21 protein-coding genes are annotated in these 22,905 nt (G+C 62.7%); 8 read left to right on the top strand and 13 right to left on the bottom strand.

The genetic code is table 11. The features are described from left to right. Nucleotides 1–21: 21 nt before the first annotated feature. Genes KUL25_RS00465 through KUL25_RS00405 form a run of 13 tightly spaced genes read right to left on the bottom strand, consistent with a single transcriptional unit; the run spans nucleotide 22 to nucleotide 13,417 of the window. Nucleotides 22–1,695: a M14 family metallopeptidase gene (locus KUL25_RS00465; RefSeq protein WP_257891118.1), complete on the bottom strand. Its 1,674-nt coding sequence runs from the start codon at nucleotides 1,693–1,695 to the stop codon at nucleotides 22–24. Nucleotides 1,696–1,708: 13 nt separating this feature from the next. Then, on the bottom strand, nucleotides 1,709–3,070 hold the full coding sequence (locus tag KUL25_RS00460; RefSeq protein WP_257891117.1) for a M20/M25/M40 family metallo-hydrolase: 1,362 nt from the start codon (nucleotides 3,068–3,070) through the stop codon (nucleotides 1,709–1,711). Beyond that, the gene (locus KUL25_RS00455; RefSeq protein ID WP_257891116.1) at nucleotides 3,067–3,777 is read right to left on the bottom strand and encodes an SDR family NAD(P)-dependent oxidoreductase; all 711 of its coding nucleotides are present in this window, start codon (nucleotides 3,775–3,777) and stop codon (nucleotides 3,067–3,069) included. Before KUL25_RS00455 ends, KUL25_RS00460 begins: the two co-directional genes overlap by 4 nt. Further along, nucleotides 3,777–4,859: a Gfo/Idh/MocA family protein gene (locus tag KUL25_RS00450; RefSeq protein ID WP_257891115.1), complete on the bottom strand. Its 1,083-nt coding sequence runs from the start codon at nucleotides 4,857–4,859 to the stop codon at nucleotides 3,777–3,779. The genes KUL25_RS00455 and KUL25_RS00450 overlap by 1 nt, the downstream gene beginning before the upstream one ends. Continuing rightward, a complete protein-coding gene (locus KUL25_RS00445) occupies nucleotides 4,856–5,896 on the bottom strand; it encodes a Gfo/Idh/MocA family protein (protein WP_257891114.1) in 1,041 nt (346 codons plus the stop codon). The genes KUL25_RS00450 and KUL25_RS00445 overlap by 4 nt, the downstream gene beginning before the upstream one ends. Continuing rightward, nucleotides 5,893–6,816 (bottom strand): NAD-dependent epimerase/dehydratase family protein, encoded by a 924-nt coding sequence (locus KUL25_RS00440; protein ID WP_257891113.1) that lies wholly within the window; start codon nucleotides 6,814–6,816, stop codon nucleotides 5,893–5,895. Before KUL25_RS00440 ends, KUL25_RS00445 begins: the two co-directional genes overlap by 4 nt. Next, complete coding sequence (locus KUL25_RS00435) at nucleotides 6,813–7,712, bottom strand: dihydrodipicolinate synthase family protein (RefSeq protein WP_257891112.1); 900 nt, start codon at nucleotides 7,710–7,712, stop codon at nucleotides 6,813–6,815. The genes KUL25_RS00440 and KUL25_RS00435 overlap by 4 nt, the downstream gene beginning before the upstream one ends. A 36-nt stretch (nucleotides 7,713–7,748) precedes the next feature. Continuing rightward, nucleotides 7,749–8,234 carry an ureidoglycolate lyase gene (locus KUL25_RS00430; RefSeq protein WP_257891111.1) on the bottom strand — a complete coding sequence of 162 codons (486 nt, stop codon included), beginning with the start codon at nucleotides 8,232–8,234 and terminating at the stop codon, nucleotides 7,749–7,751. After that, nucleotides 8,231–9,142, bottom strand: a complete 912-nt coding sequence (locus KUL25_RS00425) for a polysaccharide deacetylase family protein (RefSeq protein ID WP_257891110.1) — start codon at nucleotides 9,140–9,142, stop codon at nucleotides 8,231–8,233. The genes KUL25_RS00430 and KUL25_RS00425 overlap by 4 nt, the downstream gene beginning before the upstream one ends. 24 nt (nucleotides 9,143–9,166) lie before the next feature. Next, the gene (locus KUL25_RS00420) at nucleotides 9,167–10,165 is read right to left on the bottom strand and encodes a succinylglutamate desuccinylase/aspartoacylase family protein (protein WP_257891109.1); all 999 of its coding nucleotides are present in this window, start codon (nucleotides 10,163–10,165) and stop codon (nucleotides 9,167–9,169) included. Then, nucleotides 10,162–10,653, bottom strand: coding sequence for a VOC family protein (locus tag KUL25_RS00415; RefSeq protein ID WP_257891108.1), 492 nt, complete (start codon nucleotides 10,651–10,653; stop codon nucleotides 10,162–10,164). The genes KUL25_RS00420 and KUL25_RS00415 overlap by 4 nt, the downstream gene beginning before the upstream one ends. Before the next feature lie 12 nt (nucleotides 10,654–10,665). Continuing rightward, nucleotides 10,666–11,868, bottom strand: coding sequence for a pyridoxal phosphate-dependent aminotransferase (locus KUL25_RS00410; RefSeq protein ID WP_257891107.1), 1,203 nt, complete (start codon nucleotides 11,866–11,868; stop codon nucleotides 10,666–10,668). Nucleotides 11,869–11,881: 13 nt separating this feature from the next. Continuing rightward, on the bottom strand, nucleotides 11,882–13,417 hold the full coding sequence (locus KUL25_RS00405; RefSeq protein WP_257891106.1) for a carboxypeptidase M32: 1,536 nt from the start codon (nucleotides 13,415–13,417) through the stop codon (nucleotides 11,882–11,884). Nucleotides 13,418–13,631: 214 nt separating this feature from the next. Here KUL25_RS00405 and KUL25_RS00400 point away from each other — a divergent pair, with 214 nt between their 5' ends. Genes KUL25_RS00400 through KUL25_RS00365 form a run of 8 tightly spaced genes read left to right on the top strand, consistent with a single transcriptional unit; the run spans nucleotide 13,632 to nucleotide 22,869 of the window. Further along, a complete protein-coding gene (locus tag KUL25_RS00400) occupies nucleotides 13,632–14,495 on the top strand; it encodes a DUF4438 domain-containing protein (RefSeq protein WP_257891105.1) in 864 nt (287 codons plus the stop codon). Nucleotides 14,496–14,498: 3 nt separating this feature from the next. Beyond that, nucleotides 14,499–15,377 carry a DUF4438 domain-containing protein gene (locus KUL25_RS00395; RefSeq protein ID WP_257891104.1) on the top strand — a complete coding sequence of 293 codons (879 nt, stop codon included), beginning with the start codon at nucleotides 14,499–14,501 and terminating at the stop codon, nucleotides 15,375–15,377. Next, complete coding sequence (locus tag KUL25_RS00390) at nucleotides 15,374–16,474, top strand: Ldh family oxidoreductase (RefSeq protein WP_257891103.1); 1,101 nt, start codon at nucleotides 15,374–15,376, stop codon at nucleotides 16,472–16,474. The genes KUL25_RS00395 and KUL25_RS00390 overlap by 4 nt, the downstream gene beginning before the upstream one ends. Further along, nucleotides 16,471–17,637, top strand: coding sequence for a M24 family metallopeptidase (locus KUL25_RS00385; protein ID WP_257891102.1), 1,167 nt, complete (start codon nucleotides 16,471–16,473; stop codon nucleotides 17,635–17,637). Before KUL25_RS00390 ends, KUL25_RS00385 begins: the two co-directional genes overlap by 4 nt. 12 nt (nucleotides 17,638–17,649) lie before the next feature. Beyond that, nucleotides 17,650–18,876 (top strand): metal-dependent hydrolase family protein, encoded by a 1,227-nt coding sequence (locus KUL25_RS00380; protein WP_257891101.1) that lies wholly within the window; start codon nucleotides 17,650–17,652, stop codon nucleotides 18,874–18,876. Beyond that, nucleotides 18,876–20,057, top strand: a complete 1,182-nt coding sequence (locus KUL25_RS00375; protein WP_257891100.1) for a pyridoxal phosphate-dependent aminotransferase — start codon at nucleotides 18,876–18,878, stop codon at nucleotides 20,055–20,057. Before KUL25_RS00380 ends, KUL25_RS00375 begins: the two co-directional genes overlap by 1 nt. Further along, nucleotides 20,054–21,484 carry a family 10 glycosylhydrolase gene (locus KUL25_RS00370; RefSeq protein ID WP_257891099.1) on the top strand — a complete coding sequence of 477 codons (1,431 nt, stop codon included), beginning with the start codon at nucleotides 20,054–20,056 and terminating at the stop codon, nucleotides 21,482–21,484. The genes KUL25_RS00375 and KUL25_RS00370 overlap by 4 nt, the downstream gene beginning before the upstream one ends. Next, on the top strand, nucleotides 21,481–22,869 hold the full coding sequence (locus KUL25_RS00365) for a dihydroorotase (RefSeq protein WP_257891098.1): 1,389 nt from the start codon (nucleotides 21,481–21,483) through the stop codon (nucleotides 22,867–22,869). The genes KUL25_RS00370 and KUL25_RS00365 overlap by 4 nt, the downstream gene beginning before the upstream one ends. Nucleotides 22,870–22,905 lie beyond the last annotated feature (36 nt).

Here is a 22,905-nt window from a genome sequence, read left to right as displayed (position 1 = left end):
CTGGAAGGCCGACACTTCACCTTAGCTCAGAGCGGCAACCTTGCGATGAGTTCCGCCCTTCTCGGAGGCCACGGTCACGGTCACGGCGGCATCGGACCCCTTGGCCTTGACGAGCCATTCGACCTTCCGCGTCACGGGCGACCACTGCTGGCCCCAATTGGAATAAGCATAGCGCCGCTCGTTGCGCCCCGCGAGGTTGCCCAGTTTCACATCAGCGGGATTCATCACCACTTCAGCCCCCTCACATGCGATCTTGAGTTCCACGGGTTTGGCCACACCGTTCTTCACGGCCACGTCCGAAAGGTTGGTGGGCAGGTAGCCGTGGTTTGAGGCCACCGCCGTGACCCGGAACAGATCAGCGCCCAAGGCTTCGACGTCGACAGTGTCAACGGCCACACGCGGCGCCGCCGCGGCGTGCTTGAGGTTGAACATCACGTTGTTGTGGCACATTTCTTCCAGCAGCTTTCCGGGCGGGTTGCGGTAGCTCCAGATATAGACCATGCCGCCGACTTCCACGGGGCCAAGCTGCGGGTGATCGAAGGCTGTCCATGGGCGGAAACCGTGATCGCCCACGTTGTCGACCACCCATTTGTGCACAAGACGCTGCGTCGCCGCATCGCGCGGCCCAAGGTTGTAATACCCTTCCTTCGGCACACCCGCCGTGCGCTCCAGATCCCACAGCTCTGTCCCGAAGGTGATGATCCCCATCTCCTCGTAGGTCCAATCGGTCAGGGTGCCATGGCGGGCCTTGGACTTGTCGGGGGTGAATTCTTCGTAGACCGAAATCGTGGGGTAGCCCGTTAACCGTTCGCCAACTTCGCCAAGCGCCTTGTACAGCGCAAGATCCGGGGGGCTCATCTCACTATCCATTTGCAGCATGGAGGGACGCAGGATGATACCGCCATGGGTGTGGTAGGCGCACATGCCGGTGATGTTGGGGTGGGCCAGGATCACGTCGCGCATACCCGCTGTCTCAGGCTCTGAAAACGGATACTCCCCCGCGCCATATTCCTGCGGCGTCCAGTTGGTGGGGAAGTTGCGGTTCATGTTGCCGTCTTCCTGCATCTCGATATGCACATGAACGCCGTCGTAGTTGCGGATCATCCCTTCGGGGTAGAGGCGGAAATATTCGCCCCCCTCCTCGCCAGGTTCGCGCTGCACCATGATGTCGGGGTTCTCGCTGTCGCATTTCCACTCGCCCTTGGTGTCGGGCACGCGCATTTGCACGATATAACCGTCTCCGGTGATATCCTGGGGGATCAGGCCTTCCAGACGGTCCTCGCCGGGAAGGAATCGGCCGTTGCCGCACCAGGGATGATAGGGCGCGGTCATGGCGTTCTCGGCCCCGTCGGGATTGATGCGGGGGATGATGTAGAACACCATCTGATCGACAAGGCGCGTGACCTCCTCATCGCTGCCATAGTTGTTCAAGAGGTAGGCACAGGCATAGAGCGCCGTGGCGCTGGTTGCGTGTTCCTCCGCATGGATCTGCGCGTCGATGTAGAAGCCCGGCTTTTCCAGCCCGGGGCCGGTGTCAGGGTTGGTGATGGTGACGAACCAGACGTCGCGGCCTTGAAAGCTTTTCGCGATGGAGGTCAGCGTGCAAAGCTTCGGATAAGCCTTTGCCAGCGCCTGCAAATGCGCGGTCATGGCCTGAAAGGTGTGGTAGGTGTCGAAGGCGATATTGACGGTCATGAGATGGGCTCCTTCACGAGCGGCCGAAATGTTCCATGATGGCGGCGGCGTATTTGATGCCGAGGATGTATTTGTCGACGTGGATGTTCTCGTCGGGCGCGTGCAGGTTGCAGCCCGGATTGGCGAAACCTGTCAGCACGCAGGGGATCCAGACGTGTTTCAGGATCGCACCCTCGGCGCTGACACCGTTGACGATGGGCGGCTCGCCGTAGACCTCATGGGCGGCGGCGATGATGGATTGGCTGATGTCTTCGCGGGCCGAAATTTTGTAGGGCTCTTCAACGCGCGGCTCACCGATCACTTCGATGTTGTGGAAGCCTCGATGCTTGAGATGCGCTTTCAGTTTCGCCATCGCCTTGGCCGGAGAGATGTTGGGGATCAGACGGAAATCCATGCGCACGCGCGCCTCGGCCGGGACGATGGTTTTCGTGCCCTTGCCGGTGTAGCCGCCGGTGATGCCCTGGATGTTCGCCGTCGGCTCATAGGTGCGGGCGCGCAGGGCATCGATACCGTCGCGGCCTAGGGCAAACGCATCCACACCCATCTCATCCTTGAGCATATCAAAATCGATCCGCGCCGCCTTGTCTTCCAGATATCCCATGTCCTCGGACGTCGGCTCATACAGGCCCTCTGCCCAATCAGGGATAAGGATGTTCTTTTCGCGGTCCATGATCGTTGCCAGTGCGTGCACCAGATCCCAGACCGGGTTGGGTACAAGCGGCGCATTCAGGGAATGCACGTCCGTGCGCGGCCCACGCGCAACCAGTTCAACAAACAGCACGGACTTCAGGCCAAGGGACACATCCGGCACCTCTACCCCGATCTCCAAAGAGCCGTCGAGGCAATGCATCCCGTCGGCCTCCAGCATCTGCGCGTTCTTCTTTGCCCAAGGTCCGAGGTTGGGGGAGCCGATCTCCTCCTCTCCTTCTATAAGAAGTTTAAGGCCCACGGGCACTTCGCCGCGCACCGCAAGGAACGCCTTGGCGGCCTTGTTAAACGCCAGCACGCCGGATTTGTTGTCCGTCGCCCCGCGCCCGTAAAGCACGCCGTCCACCACCGCACCGGACCAAGGGCCGCCGTGGGTCCAGGCCTCGATCGGTTCGGGGGGCTGCACGTCGTAGTGGGAATAGCACAGCAGCGTCTTCTGCGACTTCGACGGCACCTCGCCATAGACAACGGGGGGGCCTGCTTCCAGTTCATGAAACTCCGCCGGAAGCCCGTCGCGGTGCATCATGTCGCGGATCAGCGCCGCGCAGTCGCGCAACCCAATGTCCTGGGCGGAGATGGAGGGTTGCTGCACGAACGCCTGCAAATCCGCGACAAACTCATCTGCGTGGGCGTCGATATAGGCGTAGATGGCCTGCATATCACTCATAGGGGATGCTCCTGTGACAGAGCCCACGCATTCAAGCGCTGGCCCGAGAGCGCCGGGTCGCGGCTGGTGGCAATGTGGACGAAGGCGGGGGCCAGGTGTTCCGGTTCGATCCACTGAGCTTTCAATTCGGGGGGATAATTCCGCTCGGACATGGGCGTGTGCATCGCTTTTCCGGGGGTAATGGTGCACGAGATGATGCCATGGGCCTCGCCTTCCATGGCGAGGCATTTGGAGAAACCTTCAAGGGCATGTTTGGCTGCGCAATAGGCGGTTTCGTCCACGAAGCCCTTGATGCCCGATTGCGATGACACAAAGATCAGCGCCCCACCTTTGGCTTTCATCGCGGGCCAGATCGCTTGGGACAGCTGAAAGCCCGCCTGAATGCCCACGTCCATCGTGGCCTGGAAGGTCGCCAGACTGACGTCCTCCAACGGCTCAGGCCGCAGGATCGCCGCGTTGTGGATAAGTGTATCGACCGGCCCGGGAAGCGCTGCAATGGCGCTTTGCGTGGCGCTTGCGTCGGCGAGATCCACGGTCATCAACATGGCCTTGCCGCCAATCTGATTGTTCACGGCGGCCAGACTGGCCTCATCCACATCCATCAGGATCAAGTCCGCCCCCTGTGCCGCAAAGACCCGCGCGATTGCAGCCCCCAGCCCCTGCCCGGCCCCGGTGATCAGCACCCGTTGATCCTTCAGCGCGGGCATCAAACCGCGCCTGACATGTCGAGGTCTTCCCACTTCCGGCTTTTGGTGGACGCGAAGACCGCGTCTACGACCATCTGGTTGCGCAAGCCGTCCACGAAGCTGGCGCCCTGCTTCAACCCGCGATCCTCCCGGATGGCGGCGCACAGCTCTTGCAGCGCCCCGGTGACAGAGACGTTCCAGATGCCCTTGTTCAGGCCTGCAAGCGCGGCGTTCGGGTCCTCCACGCTGATGTCCTCGAACGATTGCCCGGCGCGGGCGAAATACAGCTTCTCGTCGCTGTTGCTTAACGTGATGGTCCCCTTGGTGCCGAAAATCTGCGTCTCATTGCCCATGTTCGCGGCGGCCACACCGCTCATGAAGACCTGCGCCAGCGCGCCGGATCGCATCTCCAGCGTCATGTGCGACAGATCGTCGGATGTCGCGGTCCACGCCTCTCCGGTGTGTTTGCACACCCGGTCCGGCACGACGGTCAGCGCCTGCCCCACCACGGACGCGGGCTCGCCCAACCACCAGCGCAACATGTCGACCTGGTGAGAGCCGTTGGCCCCCATGCGCCCGCCGCCCATGGACGCATCAGACCACCAATCCCCCTTTGGGCGAGACGCAGGATTAGCCCAGGACGCGCCGATATTGGTGATATTCACATGCCGGATCTCGCCCAGATCGCCGCCGTGGATCAGCTCGGCAATCCGCATCCGCGTGGGGTTGAAGCGCAATTCGTGATCGATCATGTGCAGGCGGTTTGCCTTGCGCGCCGCGTCCAGCATCTGCCGCGCCTCGCCCGCGTTCATCGCGGTGGGCTTTTCGCACAACACATGGGCGCCCTTGGCGATCGCGGCCAGCGTCATCGGCGCATGCATCACCGTGGGCGTGGCAATGCACACCAGATCAAGCTTGTGATCCGCCAGCATCTTTTTCCAATCGTCATAGACAGCCGTGATGCCATAGGGCTCCGCCGCGGCTTGGGCGCTTTCCATCCGGCCCGAGGCGAGGGCAACGACCTGGGCGTCCTTGATATGAGCAAACGCAGGAAGATACGCGTCGCGCGCGAAACTCGCGCCGATGATACCGACATTGATCATGGGGTCTCCTTTGATTGGGTAAGCGCGCGGACCTCGTCGATGGTGACGGCCGCGCGGCGGCAAGAGGCCAGGATGCAGGCCTCCAGCATGAAAAGAGATTGCAAGTGGTCGCGCCCGGTGCATTCCGGCGGGGTTTCGCCCCGCAAGCCTTGGACAAAACTACGTAGAAGTGCCTCGGCGTCGGTAATCCACGCGACATGCTCGGGCAGTGGGATCGGCGTCAATTCCGGCTCCATCCGCTTAGCCCAGGCCAGATCGCCGAACATGGCGCGTTGCTCCACGATCCCTTCCGATCCATCGGTGCGCCATTTGAAGTTCATCGGATCATGGCCCGCCTGCCAGGTGCCTTGGTAGTTCACGCTCATCCCGTTCTCGAACGCGATCAGCGCCGAGACATTGGTGTCGCCCTTGTACATTGTCCAACTGGGGTTGAACGTGTGGGCTTGGATATGCGCGGGCTCGGTGTCGTAGACATAGCGCATCAGATCGAAGTGGTGGATCGACTGTTCCCACAGCATCGGGTGATCCATGGTCAGCGGGTATTTGTTCAGCCAATCCTGCGTGCCGTCGCGCCAACGCTCGTAGATGAAGCGTCCGAATTCTGGCGTACCGATAGCGCCGCTTTGCAACAGGCGGCGCATCTCCTGCGTGACGGCAAGGTAGCGGAAGTTGAGGCCCACAATCAGGGGCACGCCCGCGTCCTCGGCCATCTCGACGAAGCGCGCGGCGGTGACGACGCTATCTGAAAGCGGCTTTTCGGCAAGGATCGCAAGACCCGCCTTGCACGCGGCCTCCATCTGGCCTTCGCGCCCGCCCGGTGGCGTGGCCAGCAAGACGGCATCGGCTGCGGTGCCTATGATCTCGGTTATGTCCGCACCGATCGGCAAACCGGGGAACTGCTCTGCAGCCTTGGCGCGCGCGGCGGGATCGGGATCGCAAAGCGCCACGATCTCCAGATCGGGATTGGCCCGCACCACCTGTATCCAGGTGCGCGCGCGGGCACCGAGGCCCACAATGATCAGGCGCAGCGGTGTCATGGCGCGGCCTCCAACGGGATCAAGTGATCAAGGGCGTCGTCCATCACGGTCCATGCCGTATGCGTCAACGCGGTCTCAAACCCGCTGGACATGGGGGGGCGGATTGCGGCGTGGGGCGGGGATGCAAGGCGGATCGTTGTGCCCGGAACACGCGCCGCCACCGCCCGCGCCAGATCGAGGTCTCCCATGACAGGCGGCGCGCCTGCATGCAGGACAGGCTGCGCCCAATGATCCGTCATGAGCCGTGCGATGGCATCGGCCAGATCCGGCAACCACGCCCATTCGCGCCGCGCGTCGGGCGTCTGCACGGTGATAATACCGCTCGCGCGCGCCTCCGCTACCATCCGCGCGACAACGCAAAGGTGCTGACGGCTTTCGCGCACAGCCTCATGGGGGCCAAAAATATTTCCAAGTCGCAGGCTGAGCGTCTCGAAACCGGGCATCGCCGCTGACGCGGTCAGCAACTCGCCCGCATGTTTAGCCGCGCAATAGGTGCAATCAGCGGTCGGGCGCGTGGCCTCGGTCACGCAGCCGCCGGGGGTCGGCGTGTCATCGGGCTCGAACACGCCCATTGAACTGACGAAAAGGAAGCGCGACGCCCGCGCGCTTTGAGAAAACTCCAGCGTCGCGGTCAGAAGGTCCATGTTGCGGCGAATATGCGCGGCGCGGGTGATCCCCAGCCTCTCGGGCGAGGCGGTAATGGCTGCACCATGAACCACCGCAGCGCAGGGTCCCAGCGCGTCCAAGACCTGTGCAAGCTCGCCCTCCACCCTGCGGATCCCATTCAAACGGTCTGACGTTGCGGCATCGAACGCACGGTCCAACGCCACAACCTCCCGGCCCGCCCGGTGCAGCGCCAGCGCCAACTCGGAGCAGACAAAGCCGCCCGCCCCGGTCACGAGGATGGGACCTGTCGTCATGATGGCCTCTGCGGGCCCGCGATGCGGACAGCCTCGGCCACGGCATCGGCATGGGCGTCGCCCAAGTCGACGAACGGCGGGCGTACGCGGGCATAGTCGACCTCTCCGGTCTGGGCCGCGATGGCAGCCTTGATGGCGGGGATCAAAGGGATGCCTTCAAAGATGGTGCGCACCGCGCTGACCTGCGCATGTAACGCGTCGTGATTCGGGCCATTCAACCCATCGACCAAGGCACGAATGCCGGTGGGGTTCACGTTGAGGCTGGCGCTGATGCACCCTGCCCCGCCCGCCGCGATATTCTGCGGGATCATCGATTCCGAGGCCGAATAGGTATCGATCTGCGGAAATGCCGCGATCACGGCCGCAGTGTTGTCCCACTTGCCGGAGCTGTCCTTCAGGCCTGCGATCTGGTCGCCGAAACGAGCGATCAACCGCTCGATCAGAGGCAACGTAATCGCCACGCCGGACATTTGCGGGATGTGGTAGAGGTAGACGCGCAGATCCGGGCCCACGGCCTCGATCACCTGTGCATAGGCATTGAACACGCCCTCATCGCTGACGCCCTTGTAGTAGAACGGCGGCAACATCAGCACACCGCGACAGCCGCGTTGCGTTGCGTGGGCCGACAGGGCAATGGTTTCGGCGGCGTTGCAACAGCCCGTCCCGGGGATCAACAGCGACGCATCAAGGCCGCTGTCGATCAGGGCATCCAGCGCTTCCATACGCTCGGCCACCGACAGGGAATTGGCCTCACTCGTGGTGCCGAAGGGGGCAAGGCCATGGGCACCGTTCGCGATCAAGCGGTGGGCGTTGGCGACGAACCGTTCCGTGTCGACCGAAAGGTCGGCGGCAAAGGGCGTAATCGCGGGGACAAACAGTTCAATCTTGCGAGGCATCTTGGTCTCTTTCTTCTGGCACGGCAGTCAAGCGCGCTAGGGTTGGGCGACGAGGGTCATCGGCGCGATGGTGCGGAATTCGTCATCCTGTTGCGGTCCACCACGCCACATCAAGACGGCGAAATGGCCGGGCCTGTCCAGGACCGTCGCCCCCAGGTGCCAAACGCCGGGATTGTAGCTGATCCCCATGGTGCCGGGCATCAGGAAAGCCAGCGCACGTTCAGGCGCGGGCTGGCCCTGACCGTCCGAGGGCATCACCATCACCACGTAGCGCGCCACGTCGAGGGGCAGAAAACACTGGGCCGCGTGGGGATGCCGCTCGATCCCGCTGACCTCAACAGGAAGGCTTTGGGGCAGGACGTGATTGACGTGAAGCACCGGCGCACTGCCCGCGGGCCGGGTGTGAAGGGTATCGCTGTAGAACTGGCGCCTGCCGGGGACATCCGGGGGCACCACAAGGTGGCCATAGGGCGCAAAGGCCGCGGCGTCGGGGGGCAACAAGGGGACCTTCGGCGGCATCATGGGCGGGCCGGTGGCGGTTGGACCTCGCGCCAATGCTGCGCGATCTCGTCGCGGCGGCAGACCCAGACGTCATCATGTTTTGCAAGGTGATCCATGAATCGGATCAGCCCTGCCAGACGGCCCGGATGGCCGATGATCCGGCTGTGCAGGCCCACAGACATCATGCGGGGTTTGGCCTTTGCCTCGGCGTGCAGAACATCGAAACTGTCGATCAGGAAATCGCCGAAAGCTCCGCCCGAGAACACATCCCCCGACAGGAACTTCGCGTCATTGGTGACCATCGTATAGGGCACCACGAGGTGCGGCTGGCCCGCCACGTCTGTCCAATAGGGCAGATCGTCGTTGTAGGCGTCGCTGTCGTAGGCAAATCCCCCGTGGGCCACGACTAATCCCCGTGTCGCCGTCGACGCGGAGTAGCGACAGTAAAAGCCTTGCGGCGCGCGCCCGACGGTAGCCAGAAGACTGTCGTAGGCGCGGGCGATGTGATCAGCCTCGACCTCTGGGGTCTGGTGATAGGCCTCGATCCAGCGGTAGCCGTGGGCGCAGATATCCCACTGCGTCGCGGCGATGGCGGCGGCGATGTCTGGGGTCCGTTCCAACGCAAGGGCACTGGCGAAGATGGTCATCGGCAGGTTGCGGGCGCGGAACAGATCGTGGATCCGCCAAAAACCCACGCGACTGCCGTATTCATACATCGATTCCGCCGCCAGATCGCGCGACCCTTGCGGCACACGAGAGGCGCGGACTTCGCTAAGCGCGCTCTCGGATCGGCCATCGCCGTCACCGATGGAATACTCGGAGCCTTCTTCGACGTTGAGCACGAAGTTCACCGCAAGTCCCGCGCCGCCGGGCCAGCGGACATCGGGCGGATGCGCGCCGTATCCGGCCAGATCGCGGGCGCGGTTCAAAAGAGGGCTCCGGTTTCGAAAGGGTCAGTCACGGGGGCCCTCCACCTTGTTGAAGAAGCAGCACCAATCGCCCTGGTTCACGTTAGGCAACGCGCGCAGACCGAAGAACATGCCGTCGGCAGGGGCGTGCAGCACGCCGACCTCATCACCGAAGATGTTGATGATCCGCGCGATCGTGTCGCCCTTCTTCATCATCGTCAGGAAATCGACGCCCGGCTCCGGCAGGAAGATGCCCGACGCTGGTGCAAGCAGCGCCTCTTGCTGGCCCTTGGTTGCGTCACTCGGATAGGTCGCCGTGCCGTCCAGCATGTCGTAGTGGTAGCAGATGTTGAGGATGGATTTCGCCAGTTCCTTACCCACATACCGGAACCGCTCGGGCGACGTGTAGGAGCGCCCACCAAGCTCCACGGTGATGCCCACTTTTCCTGCGTTGTTCATCGCAGCCATCGGGCTTCCGGCCTTGGTGAAGTTGGACATGATGCAGCCCCAGCCCTCGCCCATGGCCTTCGCCAACTCGACGCTTTCGGGGCGCTCATCCACGAAAATCGCCTTGTCGAGGAAGCTATGCGCGCCACCGGAATGGATGGAGATTTCCAGATCCGCGACGTCTTTCATCGCTTGCCAATGGGCGTCGGCCACGCGGTCACTGAAGTAACCATCGGGCTTGCCGGGATAGATCCGGTTCATGTCGTAGGTGAAGGTATCGAGGGGGTTGCCCCGCTCTGCCGCTGAAAACGCCAATGGGTTCACGCAAGGCACCATGACGACCGCGCCGCGCAATTTGCTGGCGTCGATCTGCTTTGCGGCCAAGGCGCAGGCCAATGGCCCTTCAGGCTCATCCCCGTGAATGGCAGCGTTGACCCAGAACGTCGGCCCCGGCCCTGCGCCGTTGATCACGACGACGGGGATTTCCACCTTCACGCCGCCCGCAAGATCGCCCGCCGCAATCGCGCCGCGGACCATTTCGCCGGGCGCCGCCGTGGCCGTGCCGACCGTTACGCTTTCTCCGCTTTTCGTGCTCATACCGCTTCCGCCCCCGATGCCTCATAGGCCGCCAGTTGCTCGGGCGTATAGACCTGCATGAACTCGATCTCGATCCCGCCCGCATCATTGTCGAGGAACGCGACCCAGCCTTCAGGATGCGCATGGGATCCGGTCTTCTTGCAGGCCTTGCATTCACGCAGGGACGCGCCTTGTTCCTGCGCGTGGGCCAGAGCGTCGTCGATATTGTCGACCTCGTAGCAGATGTGGTGCAGGCCCTCGGCCCCACGCTCCTTGATCCAGGCGTCAAACCGCCCGCCTTCCTGAGTGGATTGGCACAGCTGGTATTCGATCCCGCCCAGATAGAACAAGGCGACCTTGTTGCCGGATTTGGGGAAATGAATGACTTCGGTATCGGCAGGCACGTGGAGGAATTTGGCGTAAGCCTCCAACGCCTTTTCCGCATCGCTAACGGCAAAGGCCATGTGCTTGATGCTTTTCACATTCGGGTTGTCAGATTTCACGTTCATGGTGCGGTCCTCTTATTCGGCGGGCTGTTTGTGCTCGGTGCGGAAGCTGTCCACGACCTTTGCCATGCGCTGCATGGCAATCTCGATCCGGTCGACGGGCTGGGTCATAGACATGCGCACGAAATCGTCGGTGTGATCACCGTAGATCGTGCCGGGGTACATCATCACCTGACCCTCGGCCAAAAGCCGTTCGCAGAAGGCACCGGCGGTGATGCCAAGACCAAGGGACGCAACATTGGCATAGACGTAGAAGGCCCCCTGCGGCTCCGCATATCCCATGCCGATGGCGTCCAGCCCCTTGCAGATCGCCGCGCGGCGGGCGTCATAGGTCTGGCGCATATCCTCCACGCATTGCTGAGAGCCCGTCATGGCGGCCAGCGCCGCGTGCTGGCTGACGGCGGCGGTGGAGATGGCGAAGGCGTGGTTGACCTCGGACATCGGCATGATGAGGTCACGCGGTCCGGCAAGGTATCCGATGCGCCAGCCGGTCATGGCATAGGCCTTGGAGAAGCCCGACAGCGTGATCGTGCGTTCTTTCATCCCGGGCAACGACGCCACCGGCAGGACCGTGTTGTTGCCGAAGGTCAGGCGGGCATAGATCTCGTCCGAGATCACGATCAGGTCGTGTTTCTTGGCGACCTCCGCAATCTTGCGCACCTCGTCGGGGGGCGTGACGGAGCCCGTGGGGTTGTTGGGATTGATCAGCACGAGGATCTTGGATTTCGGCGTGATGTGCGCCTCGACCATTTCGGCGGTCAGGGTGAAGTTCGTCTCCATCGTCATCGGCACTTGCACGACCACGGCGTCGGACATCTCGGCCGCTTGGCCGTAGGGGTTGTAGCCGGGGCATGGCACGATGATTTCGTCGCCCGGGTCCAGCAACGACAGCGCAATGATGAACATCCCCTGCTGGCCGCCGGGGGTGATCATGATCTCATCCGCCGCATAATCCGCACCGCCATATTCGCGGATATTGTCGGCAATCGCTTCGCGCAGCGGCAAAATGCCAAGCGGGTGCGTGTAATGGGTGGCGCCATTGGCCAGCGCGTCCTGGCCCGCCTTGATGATGTGGTCCGGCGTGTCCAGATCCGGGTCGCCGCGCCCCAGCTTGATCACGTCATCAAGGCCCTCCGCGATATCGAGCATCTTGGTGATCAGGGCGCCGTCGGACAGTTTGACCCGTTTGGCGAGACGCGCAGTGTTGTCAGTTGTCATGGTTCGGTGTCCTTCAGGCCGCCGCGAGGCTGTAGATGTCAGTGTATTTCCGGGTGAGATGCGCCAGGTAAGGCTCAGGATCCAGGGCACGGCCCGTGGCGTTTTCCAGCAATTCATCGCGGCTGAAGCGGCGCCCATGCTGCGCGACATTGTCGGTCAGCCAGGTGCGCAGCGGCGTATAGTCTCCACCGTCCAAGGCGGTCTGGATGCCGGGGTTCTTCGCTGTCGCCGTGTCGAATAACTGCGCAGCCATGATGTTGCCGATGGTATAATTGCAGAACGTCCCGATCTGGCCCGAGGACCAATGCACATCCTGCAAGACACCCTCTTTCCCATCATCGGGCACATCGACGCCCAGATACTCCTTCATGGTAGCGTTCCAGGCCTCGGGCAGGTCGGCCACGTCAAGCGATCCGTCAACCATCTTGGCCTCCAACTCGCAGCGCACCATGACGTGGAAGTCATAGGTCAGCTCGTCGGCCTCGACCCGCACGAAGGACGGCTCGGACCTGTTCACGGCGCGGTAGAATTCCTCTTCGCTCACATCATCGAGCGTGCCGGGATAGGCGTCGCGAATGTCATCCATGTGGTTGTTCCAGAACGCACGGGACCGGCCTACGTGGTTCTCCCACAAGCGTGATTGTGACTCGTGCGCACCGAAACTGACGCCCCCCACGGCGTAAAGGCTGATAAGGTCCGTGGCCAAAGGGGTGCGCGTGTAGGCCGGATCAACGCCCTGTTCATACATCGCGTGGCCCGCTTCATGCAGCGCGCCGAACAGCGACATCGGCATGTAGTTGCGATTGACCCGCGTGGTGATGCGCACGTCGTTGCGGGTGAACGACACCTCGAACGGGTGCACCGTCGTATCCAGACGACCCCGGTCGGTGTCATAGCCGATCTTCTTGGCCATATTCAGCGCGAATTCCATCTGACCATCCACAGGATAGTCGCGGAAAAGGAAATCCGAGCGCGGCTTTTCCGCCTCGCCAATCGCGCGCACCAGCGGGATCATCCCCTCGCGCAGGCGGGCGAACAGCTTGGCCAGACCCGCGTTCGTGGTCCCCGGCTCGAACCGGTACATCAGCGCATCATAAGGGTGGTCCTCAAAGCCGATGGCCTGCGCCATTTCCCGGTTGATATCGACCATCGTCGTCAAGGCCGGCGCGAAGAGCGAGAAATCAGCCTTTTCGCGCGCCTCGGCCCAGACTTCATGGGCGGAAGATCCCAATTCCGTTTTGCGGCGCAACAGTTCCGTCGGGATGCGTTCGTGGTAGTCGATCGCCTCCCGCACCTGGGCCACGATACGCGCTTCGGGGCTGTCGTCCGCCTTGTTCGCCACGTCCGATGCCGCGCCGTCCAGCGCACGCTTCGTCTCGTCCGAGCACAAAAGGTTGCGCGCCGCGACCGCAAGGGTCGCCAATTGCTTGGATCGCGTCTCGGCACCGCCCTTGGGCATCATGGTGCGCGCATCCCACGACAACACCGATCCTGCGTTGAGCAGATCGTTCACCCGGCCCGTCACTTCAATCAAATTATCATAGCTCATCTCGGGCCTTCCTTCGTTTCCAACCGTATGCGGAACGCCTTGGGTCCGGGACACCAATGGCCTTTGCGCTGGGTGCTTGACACTCCATTTCGCTCGTGTAACTCATTCCTACAAGCACAATGTCGACAATATACTGATGGCAAGGAAGCCACCGGGAGTCAAACCAAAACATTGTCTCTTTCTGCCGCCCCTGCCCGCAAAGGACGCGTTGCCTATGTCCAGTTTGAAAACCAATGAGGACGCCTTGGTCGAGATGGCCGTATCGGGTGTCATTACTACGCCTGCGGTTCGTCCCGGGCAGTACATCCCTCATCCCGATGGCACCGCGACGGTCCTGCCGGGGATGTACGGGATCACTTACAACGTACGCTGCGGCGATCGGGCCTTCGGGTGGGCGGGCGACCATGTGGAGCCGGGCGTGTCCATCGACGATGACACCGATCAGGGGCGCCACCACGCGCTGCACTACCTCAACTGTATCGGCAACGAGGCGATGGTGACGTCGGGCATGGCGGCGGGCGAACGCGGCATCGTGGTGGGTGAGCACGCGCGCATCCTTGTGCAATTCTCGCCTGAGGCGCACGAGCTGATGGCCCCCGGCGACCGCATTCAGGTGATGACCAAGGGGCAAGGTCTGGCGTTGACCGACTACCCCGGCGTGGCGCTGAAGAAGATGAGCCCGCGTCTGTTCCATGCCTTGGGGATCACCGAGGATAACGGCCGGTTGCACGTCAACGTCGCGATGGAGCTTCCCATACGCATCATGGGATCGGGGGCGGAACTGAACTCCGAATATGTCGATCAGGACCTGATGTCCGGCGACCGCGCGTTGATGGCGGAACTGGGCATCGACCAGATGCGCCTTGGCGATGTGATCGCCATCCGCCACGCCGACCATCACTGGGGCCGATCCTATCGGAAGGACGCGGTGTCCATTTGCCTCTGCATTCACGGCGACAGCGTGATGACAGGCCACGGCCCCGGCATCCTGACCCTGATGACCGCGCGAAACGGTGAGATTGATTTCACCATCGACCCCGCCGCCAACCTTGCCCAATTGCTGAATATCGGAGCCTGAGCCATGAGCATCCAAACCAACGCCGCCGATATCGTTACTGTCTCTGTCATGGGACAGGTTGCCAACCCCTCGCTCTCGGGCCTGCCCGCCGAGCCCTACCGCCTGGATGCGGACGGCAAAGCCTTCCTCTGGCCCACCTTCGGCGGCATCGTCTATAACGTCAGCGTCGGGGACTCAGCTTTTGGGTGGGCGGGCGATTGCATCCACCCCTCCGTCTCTATCGCCCATAAGGACGCCAACAAGAACCGAGGCCTCAACGTATTCGCCTGCGTCGGTAACGAGGCGATGATCGTCAGCGGTGCGGCCAAGGGCGCGCGCGGCGTTGTGACCGGCAAATCAGGACGGTTCAGCGATCAAGTGATCGTGCACTTCGACATGGAGACCCGGCGCAAGATCGCCGTCGATGACCAGATCCTGGTGAAAAGTGAAGGCGTGGGCCTTGCCGTGCCGGATCACCCCGATGTCGCGTTTAAATCACTGTCGCCCGCGTTGTTCGACAAGCTGCCCAAGCACACTGAAGGCAACGTTCTGAAGATGGGCGTCGTGGCGACCGTGCCGCCGCACTTCGTGGGCGCGGGCGCGGGGCTGACGTCGGAGGGCGGATCGCTGCACATCCAGTCCACCGACCGCGCGGCTCTGGCAGAACATGGGCTGGACGCCCTGCGCCTGGGTGATGTCGTGGCGATTCAGGACACCGACAGCCGCTATAACCACGGCTACCTACGCGGCGCGATGAGCATCGGCATCGTCGGCCAAACGGACGGCCCGCGCGCCGGATATGGCCCCGGCATGACCATCGTGATGACCGCGCCCGCAGGCCAATTGGGCTGCTTCGGCGCACCCGGCACGAACATCGCCGACATTCTGGGGTTGTCCGCATGAGCCAGAATATCCCCCAGCCCATTCCGATGACCAACGTCGACCGCGCCCAACTGCGCGCCTTCGTTTCCGAAGGGTTCGAAGCGTTGGGCCTGACGGCGGAAGACGCTCGCATCTTCGCCGACGCGCTGATCTTCTCGGAGTTGCGCTTTCACCCCGGCCAGGGCCAGGGAGTCGCCCGCCTGCGCCGCTATCACGAGCGCATCGGCAATGGCGAGGTCAACCCCCGCGCGGGCTGGTCTGTGATCAAGGAAGGCCCCGCACTGGCGCTGGTGGATGCACACAATGGAATCGGTACTGTCGCGGCGTCGAAGGCCATGGCGCTGGCGATCAAGAAAGCCAAGGAAGGCGGGATCGGCACCGTGATCGTGCGCAACTCGACCCACTATGGCTCTAGCGCGGTGCATGCCTGCCAAGCCCTGGATCATGGTTGCATCGGCATCGCCTTCACCAACGCAGGACCCGAAATGGCCCCCTGGGGCGGACGCGAAGGCGTCACAGGCACCAACCCATGGTCCATCGCCGCGCCGTCCGATCAAGGCTTTCCCACTGTGCTCGACATTGCGATCACGACCGCCGGTAAAGGCATGATGAACTGGCTGATCCGCGAGGGGAAAAAGATGCCTTTGGATTGGGCGATTACGCCCGAGGGGCATGAAACGGACGACCCGGCAGCCGCCCTGAAGGGGCCTTTGCTGGGGATCGGCGGGCACAAGGGATACGGTCTGGCCTTCATGACCGAGGCGCTGACGGGCGTTCTATCGGGTGGCGGCTTTGGCCTGACGCCCTATGCCGACCCCAAGAAGTTGGACGTGAGCCATTACTTCCAAGCCATTGATATTTCTTGGTTCATGGATCCTGAAGACTACGCCGCGCGCATGGGTGAATTCGTCCAGATGGCCAAGACCCGGGCGCTGCGTCCCGGCTTTGACGAGATCCTCGTGCCTGGTGAGCAAGAAGCGCGGCGCACCGCCACCAAGTCCGAAAACGGTGTACCCATCGATGACGTGGTGCTGGCCGACATGCAGGCGCTGGGACGGGAGTTGAACCTGAAAACCCCGCTTGAGGGCCTTGGCCCCTACACCGGCGGCACGTTGTGAAACCGCCCGAGCCAAAACCGCTGGACGCCAGCTTTCACGCCAGAGCCCGCGACCGTTTGCGCACCCGTGCAGAGGCGGCGGGACTGGACGGCCTGCTGCTGCTGCGCGCGCCCAACCTCGCCTATGCCACCGGTCTATTCCTGTCCGCCAACGAACGCCCCATGGGCGTATGGCTTCCAGTCGAAGGAGACCCAATCCTGATGCTACCGGGGCTGGAGCGGGAAAACGCGGAAGGCATCGGGATCAGTGACGCGCGCTTCTACGACGAATTCCCCGGAGAAATCCCCGCCGTCCTATGGATGCTGGACCAGATCGGGCGCAAACGCATCGCCATCGACGCGCTGGACGCCACCCTTCTGGACACCGCGCGCAACAAGCTGGAGCGTCTGGACCTGCACGACCATGCCATGGACGCGCGCACCATCAAAGAGCCGGAAGAAGTCGCCCTGACGGTGGAGGCCGCGTCCTTCGCAGACTTGTTTCTGCGCCGTATCCATGCCGCGAGTGCTGACATCATCAGCCAAGGCGGGACTGAGGCTGATCTGATGGCCGACGCGATGGCCCACGCGCGCGGCGCGCTGCTTGCCAAGCACAAGAAGGCTTTTGCGGGCACGCCTATGGGCATCACTGCCTCGGTCCATTCCGGCCCCCGCGCCGCCCTGCCCCACGGGGCGGTGCTGGAACGCACCCCGCAGCCGGGTGAAACCTTGATCGCAGGCATCGGCGCCAGCCTCGGCGGCTACCACGCCGAAAGCGGCGTAACGTTGATCGTGGGCGAGATCAGCCCCGAACAGCGCCGGATCATGACCGCGATGGAAGCCTGCAACGACGCCGCTGTCGCCGCCCTCGCGCGCCGCACGACCTGCACGCAGGCCAATGACGCGGCGCTCGACGCCCTGCGCAACGCGGGCCTGGGTGACGCGATCCGCCACCGGATCGGCCATGGAATGGGGTTGGAGGGCCACGAAGCCCCCTGGCTTGCCCCCGGAGACGCGACACCGATCCAGACCCACATGATTTTCTCCAATGAGCCCGGGGTCTACCGACCCGGCCTCGATGGCTACCGAACCATCAACACGATGATCGTGACCGAGGACAAGATAGACATCCCCTCTCGGTTCCAAGCCGATACACCGATTTCCGCCCGAACAATCCCCATCTGAGGAGCCTGCGCCATGCCCGAACCCGCCGCCTGGAAATATCAGAAGATCACCAAGCCGATGTTTGAGGCTCCGGCCGTCGATTGCGTCTTCCTCGGTCGCGTCATTACCTGCGTGGGCGATGAGGTGATCGAGGATGGTTTCGTGCACCTCAAGGACGGCAAGATCGCCGCCGTGGGCGCGCTGGGCGATGCCCCCTCCGGGATTGAGACGCTGGATACCCACGGCAAGACCCTGATGCCCGGCATGATGAACAGCCACGCGCATCTGTCATGGGACGGCATCCATGAACTCAGCCAGCAGTCCATGTTCGATGCCCCCGAAATTCGCGCCTACAAGGCAGCGGGCAACATGCTCAAATCGCTTCGCGCAGGGATAACGCTGGTCCGCGACCTCGGCGTGCACGACGCCAACCTCTTCACCAAGCAGGCCGTGGCGCAAGGCATCTTCCCCGGCCCGCGCCTTCTGGTATCGGGTGAGAGCATCATTCAGACCGGCGGCCACACCTACTGGGTCTGCCGTGAAGCCTCAGGCGCCGATGAGATGCGCCGCGCTGTGCGCGATCAGGTCAAGGGCGGCGCCGATCTGATCAAGATCATGGCTTGTCACGACACACTGGAATTCACCGATGATGAGCTTCACGCCGTCATTGACGAGGCCCACCGCAACCGCCTGCCGATCACGGCCCATGCGACGTACAACGACTGTATCGCCCGCGTGGCGGAGGCCGGCATTGACTGTGTCGAACACGGCGGGTCGATGACGGACGCGACGATCCAGCTGCTGCTCGACAAGAAACTGCCGATTGTCACGACGTTCTCGGCCCTTGTTATTCAGGCCAATGAAGAGATCGCTCGCGCCTTCGGCATCCCGGAATGGAAGATTGAAGAACGCAAAAAAGCTGTCGCCGACAAGTCCCGCTTCGACGGCTTGGTGCGCGCGGCGAATGCGGGCGTGCCGATTGTCTTTGGCACCGACGCAGGCAGCCCGGCGGTAGAGCATGACCGGATCGTGCCGGAACTGGGCTTTATGGTGGAGGTGGGCGTTTGCCCAGACAACCTCGACGCGTTGCGCGCCATTACTGCACGGGCCGCGGTGCTGAATGGGTTCGGCGACACGCTCGGCACGTTGGAGGCCGGAAAACTGGCCGACATGATCGTGGTGGACGGCAAGCCCGACCAAGACCTGAAAGCACTTGAGAAGGTCGAAATGACCTTCATCGATGGAAAGAGGATGCACTGATGGGATCGCTTCTGCACGACCGCACGGCCCCGCGCATCATCGAGGACGACGGCGCGTTTCGCACCAAGATGCTGGAGATCGCCAGCGGCCTCGACAACGTGATCGCGCTGGGGCGTGGTGACCCGGATTTCCATACGCCCAAGCACATCGTGGAGGCCGCGAAAAAGGCACTGGACGACAACCAGCACCACTACACTGGCCCCACCGGCCTGCCGCCCTTGCGCCAGGCCATCTGCGATAACCTGCGCGCGGAATACGGGCTGGATTACACGCCGGACGAGGTCATCGTGACGGCGGGTGTGCAGGAATCCATCATGCTGTGCATGTTGGGTCTGGTCGCGCCGGGAGACGAGGTTCTGATCACCTCGCCGCGCTTCACTACCTACGACACCGCCGTGCAGATGTGCGGCGGCGTGCCGATCCCGGTGCCGACGTATCCGAAGGACGATTTCGCGCTGGACGTGGATGAGATCGAGAAGCGCATCACCGACAAAACGCGCATGTTTGTCCTGGTCTCACCCAATAACCCCACGGGTGCTGTGACCCCACCTGATGTGATCCGCAAGATCGCGGACCTCGCGATCAAGCATGACATCCTGATCATCGCGGACGAGATCTATGCGGCCCTGATTTACCCCCCCCATGAGCATCTGTCGCTGGCGACTTTGCCGGGCATGAAAGAGCGGACGATCACGCTCAACGGCTTTTCTAAAACCTACGCGATGACCGGCTGGCGCGTCGGCTATATGGCAGCGCCCGCCGATTTCGTCGAAAAGCTGACCGAGCCGCGCCATACGCTCTCGATCAACACCTGCACCGTGTCCCAACACGCCGCATTGGCCGCGCTGACAGGCCCGCAGGATGAGATGCAGGCCACCTTCAAAGCCTACGCTGAACGGCGCGATTACCTGATGAGCGCGCTGTCTGACGCGGGCCTCAGCTACGGCGCGCCGGGCGGGGCGTTCTACATCTACACCAACATCGAGGCGACAGGCATGAAGGCCAAGGCCTTCTGCGAAACCCTGCTCCGTGAGACGGGCGTGATGGTGTTTCCAGGCGACATGTTCGGTGAGCCCGACAGCGATTTCATCCGCATCAGCTACCTGCAGCCCCTGCCGGTGATCAAAGAGGCGATGGGCCGTATCAAGCGATTCATCGCCAAGCACGGAGCCTCCGCATGAGCAACATGACCCCCGATCCAACAGAGAAATTCGTCGGCATTCAGGTCTCGCCCATCAGCTTTATCGACGAAGGCGTGGATGTGGTGCTCGATACCCTGAAAGACCGGGTGGGCGTCAACGTCCTGATGCTTGGCACCGTGTCGTGGCTTGGCCTCAAGACCGGGCGCAGCATTGCGCATAAACTGGACGGCTGGCCCGATCACGGCGTGCCCGAGCCGTTCACCATGAAGGGCGGCGCCTATTACAACCCCGATCCGCGTTATTACACGAAGACGCTGATCAAGGATTTCCGCGCCACGGATAAGGAGATGGAGGGGGTCGATATCCTCGATCTCGTTATCCCCGAAGCCCACAAGCGCGACATGAAAGTCTATGTCGAACTGATGGAGCCGTTCTTCAAATACGCGGGCCATGGGTCCGTGAACAACATCGAGATCCCCAATTTGGCGACCTGTATGGAGGTCGACGTCTTCGGCGTCCGCAAGGATGAGCCCTCCACCTCAAACCCCGATTACCGCAACTGGATGCACGCGATCATCGAAGACCAGGTGCGCAACTACGACATCGACGGGATCATGTGGTGCAACGAGCGCAACAGCCCGCTGGACCAGATGATGCAGGGCCAGGCGCCCGGCGATTTCTCGGACGCCGCGCGGTCGGAAGCGATTGCTCGCGGCATCGATGTAGAGGCCTGTCGCCGGGGCTGCATCGCAATGTACGACTTCATGCAGGACGCGCTTGGCGGCAAGGAGTTCGACGACGGTGCCTTCATCACCTTCATCCGCACCCTGCTCGCCAACCCCGAATTCCTGATCTGGGAAAGGTTTTGGCTGGAGCGCAACAAGGACCTGGACCGCGAACTTTACGGGCTGGTCAAATGGTGCAAACCCAACCTGCCGTTTGGCCTGAACGTCTGGAACCGCAATCATTTCAACCTCTTCCGCCGCGCCCAATGGCCGTGGGAGGAACAGACAATGTATGCCGATTGGGTCAAGCCGATCACCTATCAGCACCAATCCGGTGAGATCTGGCACAAGGAATTCGGCTTCTTCCAAAAGACCATCCTGCGCGATTTCGACCCCGCCGTGGCGATGCAGATCATGGACGGCATTCTTGGTATCAAGGGCTCCGGCATCGACACGGTGATCCAAGACGGCCTGGACCCCGATACCTACGTCTACGGCCAATGCGAGGCCGCGCTGACCGGCGTTCACGACAAGGCGAAGGTCTTCATGGGCCTTGGCATCGACGCGCCGCGCGTTCGGGCGGATCAGGCGAAATGCACGCCGGATATCGCCTATCGCTCGGTCATGGCAACGTACCGCGCGGGCGGGCACGGGGTGGTTTTGTCGCCCAACTATGCCTCCATGCATCTGACTAACCTGGACGGCGTGGCCAAGGCGCTGGAAGAGTTGGGCCTGAAATGAGCGCTCTGGACACCCTGATCATGGGCGGAGAGGTGCTGTTGCCCGATGGGCTGGCGCGCGTTGACCTCGGCCTGAAAGATGGCAAGGTCGCGGGCGTCTACGCGCCCGGCTCCGCACCAGAGGCAGAGGCCACCATCGACGCCAAGGGCAAAACCGTGCTGCCCGGCATCGTCGACATCCACTTTCACGTCCGCGCGCCCGCCTACCCCGAACGCGGCACCGTCCTGTCGGAAACTCGCGCCGCGGCGGCGGGCGGCGTCACCACCCTGTTCGAGATGCCAATCTCCAAACCCTGTTGTTCGACCCCAGAGGAACTCGCCCGCAGGCGCGATCACTTCGCGGAAAATGCCGTCATCGACTTCGCCCTCTATGCCGCGCCGGGCGATCTGACCGAGGCCAGCCGCGACAAGATGATGGCGATCGGCTGCATCGCCTGGAAGATCTTCACCACCCCCTCCCCCGCTGGCCGTGCCGATGAATTCGAAGGCCTGGCCTTCCCGGACGAGGCCGACCAGCTGCGCGCGCTTACGCTTTTGGCCGACACCGGCCTGCCCATCGTGGTCCATGCTGAAAGCGCGCAGCTTCTGGCGCATTTTGAGGAGGCCGCGAAGGCCCTAGACCCTTCTGATGCCGCCACGCACAACAAGTCGCGCCCGGCGATCTGCGAATCCGTCGCCGTCGCCAAGCTTTTGACAATGAACATGACCGCGCAGGCGAAACTGCACATTGCCCATGTCACCAACGCGCAAACGGTCGCCGTTCTGCGCGCCTTCAAGGGCACCAGCGACTTCACCGCTGAAACCTGCCCCCAATACCTCTTCACCACCGAAGATGACGTCGCGAAGGCGGGCATCTACGCCAAAGTGAACCCGCCGATCCGGTTCCAATCCGACCAGGACGCCCTGTGGGAGGCGATCGCCGACGGCACAATCAACTATGTCACCACCGACCATGCCCCCTTCGCCAAGGCCGAAAAACAGGCGGCCGAAGGGAATTTCCCTGCCGCCCCCCCTGGCGTGCCCGGGATCGAATTCATCGTGCCCGCGATGCTGGACGCCGTGGCGCAGGGCAAATTGACCTTGCAACACGCCCATGATCTGATGTGTGCCAATGGGGCGAAGCGATACGGGCTTTACCCGTCCAAGGGTGCCCTTTTGCCCGGAAGTGCGGCCGATGTGACCATCGCCGATCTAGCGGGCGAGACGACGTTTTCTCCCGAGACGCTGCACACCCATGCCCGCGAGGTGGCGCATCTGTTTTATGGGCGCCGCCTGCGCGGGCGCGTCACGCAGACGATCCTGGCCGGAAACACGGTGTTTCAGGATGGCACCGTGACCGGCTCACAGAGGGCCGGAGCATACGTCACGCCGCAGCGCGCGCGCTGACACACGAACCACCAAAACGGCAGGCCCCGCGTCGGG

It is taken from the genome of Gymnodinialimonas phycosphaerae (assembly GCF_019195455.1).
GTDB lineage: Bacteria > Pseudomonadota > Alphaproteobacteria > Rhodobacterales > Rhodobacteraceae > Gymnodinialimonas > Gymnodinialimonas phycosphaerae.
This window is presented reverse-complemented; position numbering and strand designations above follow the sequence as displayed.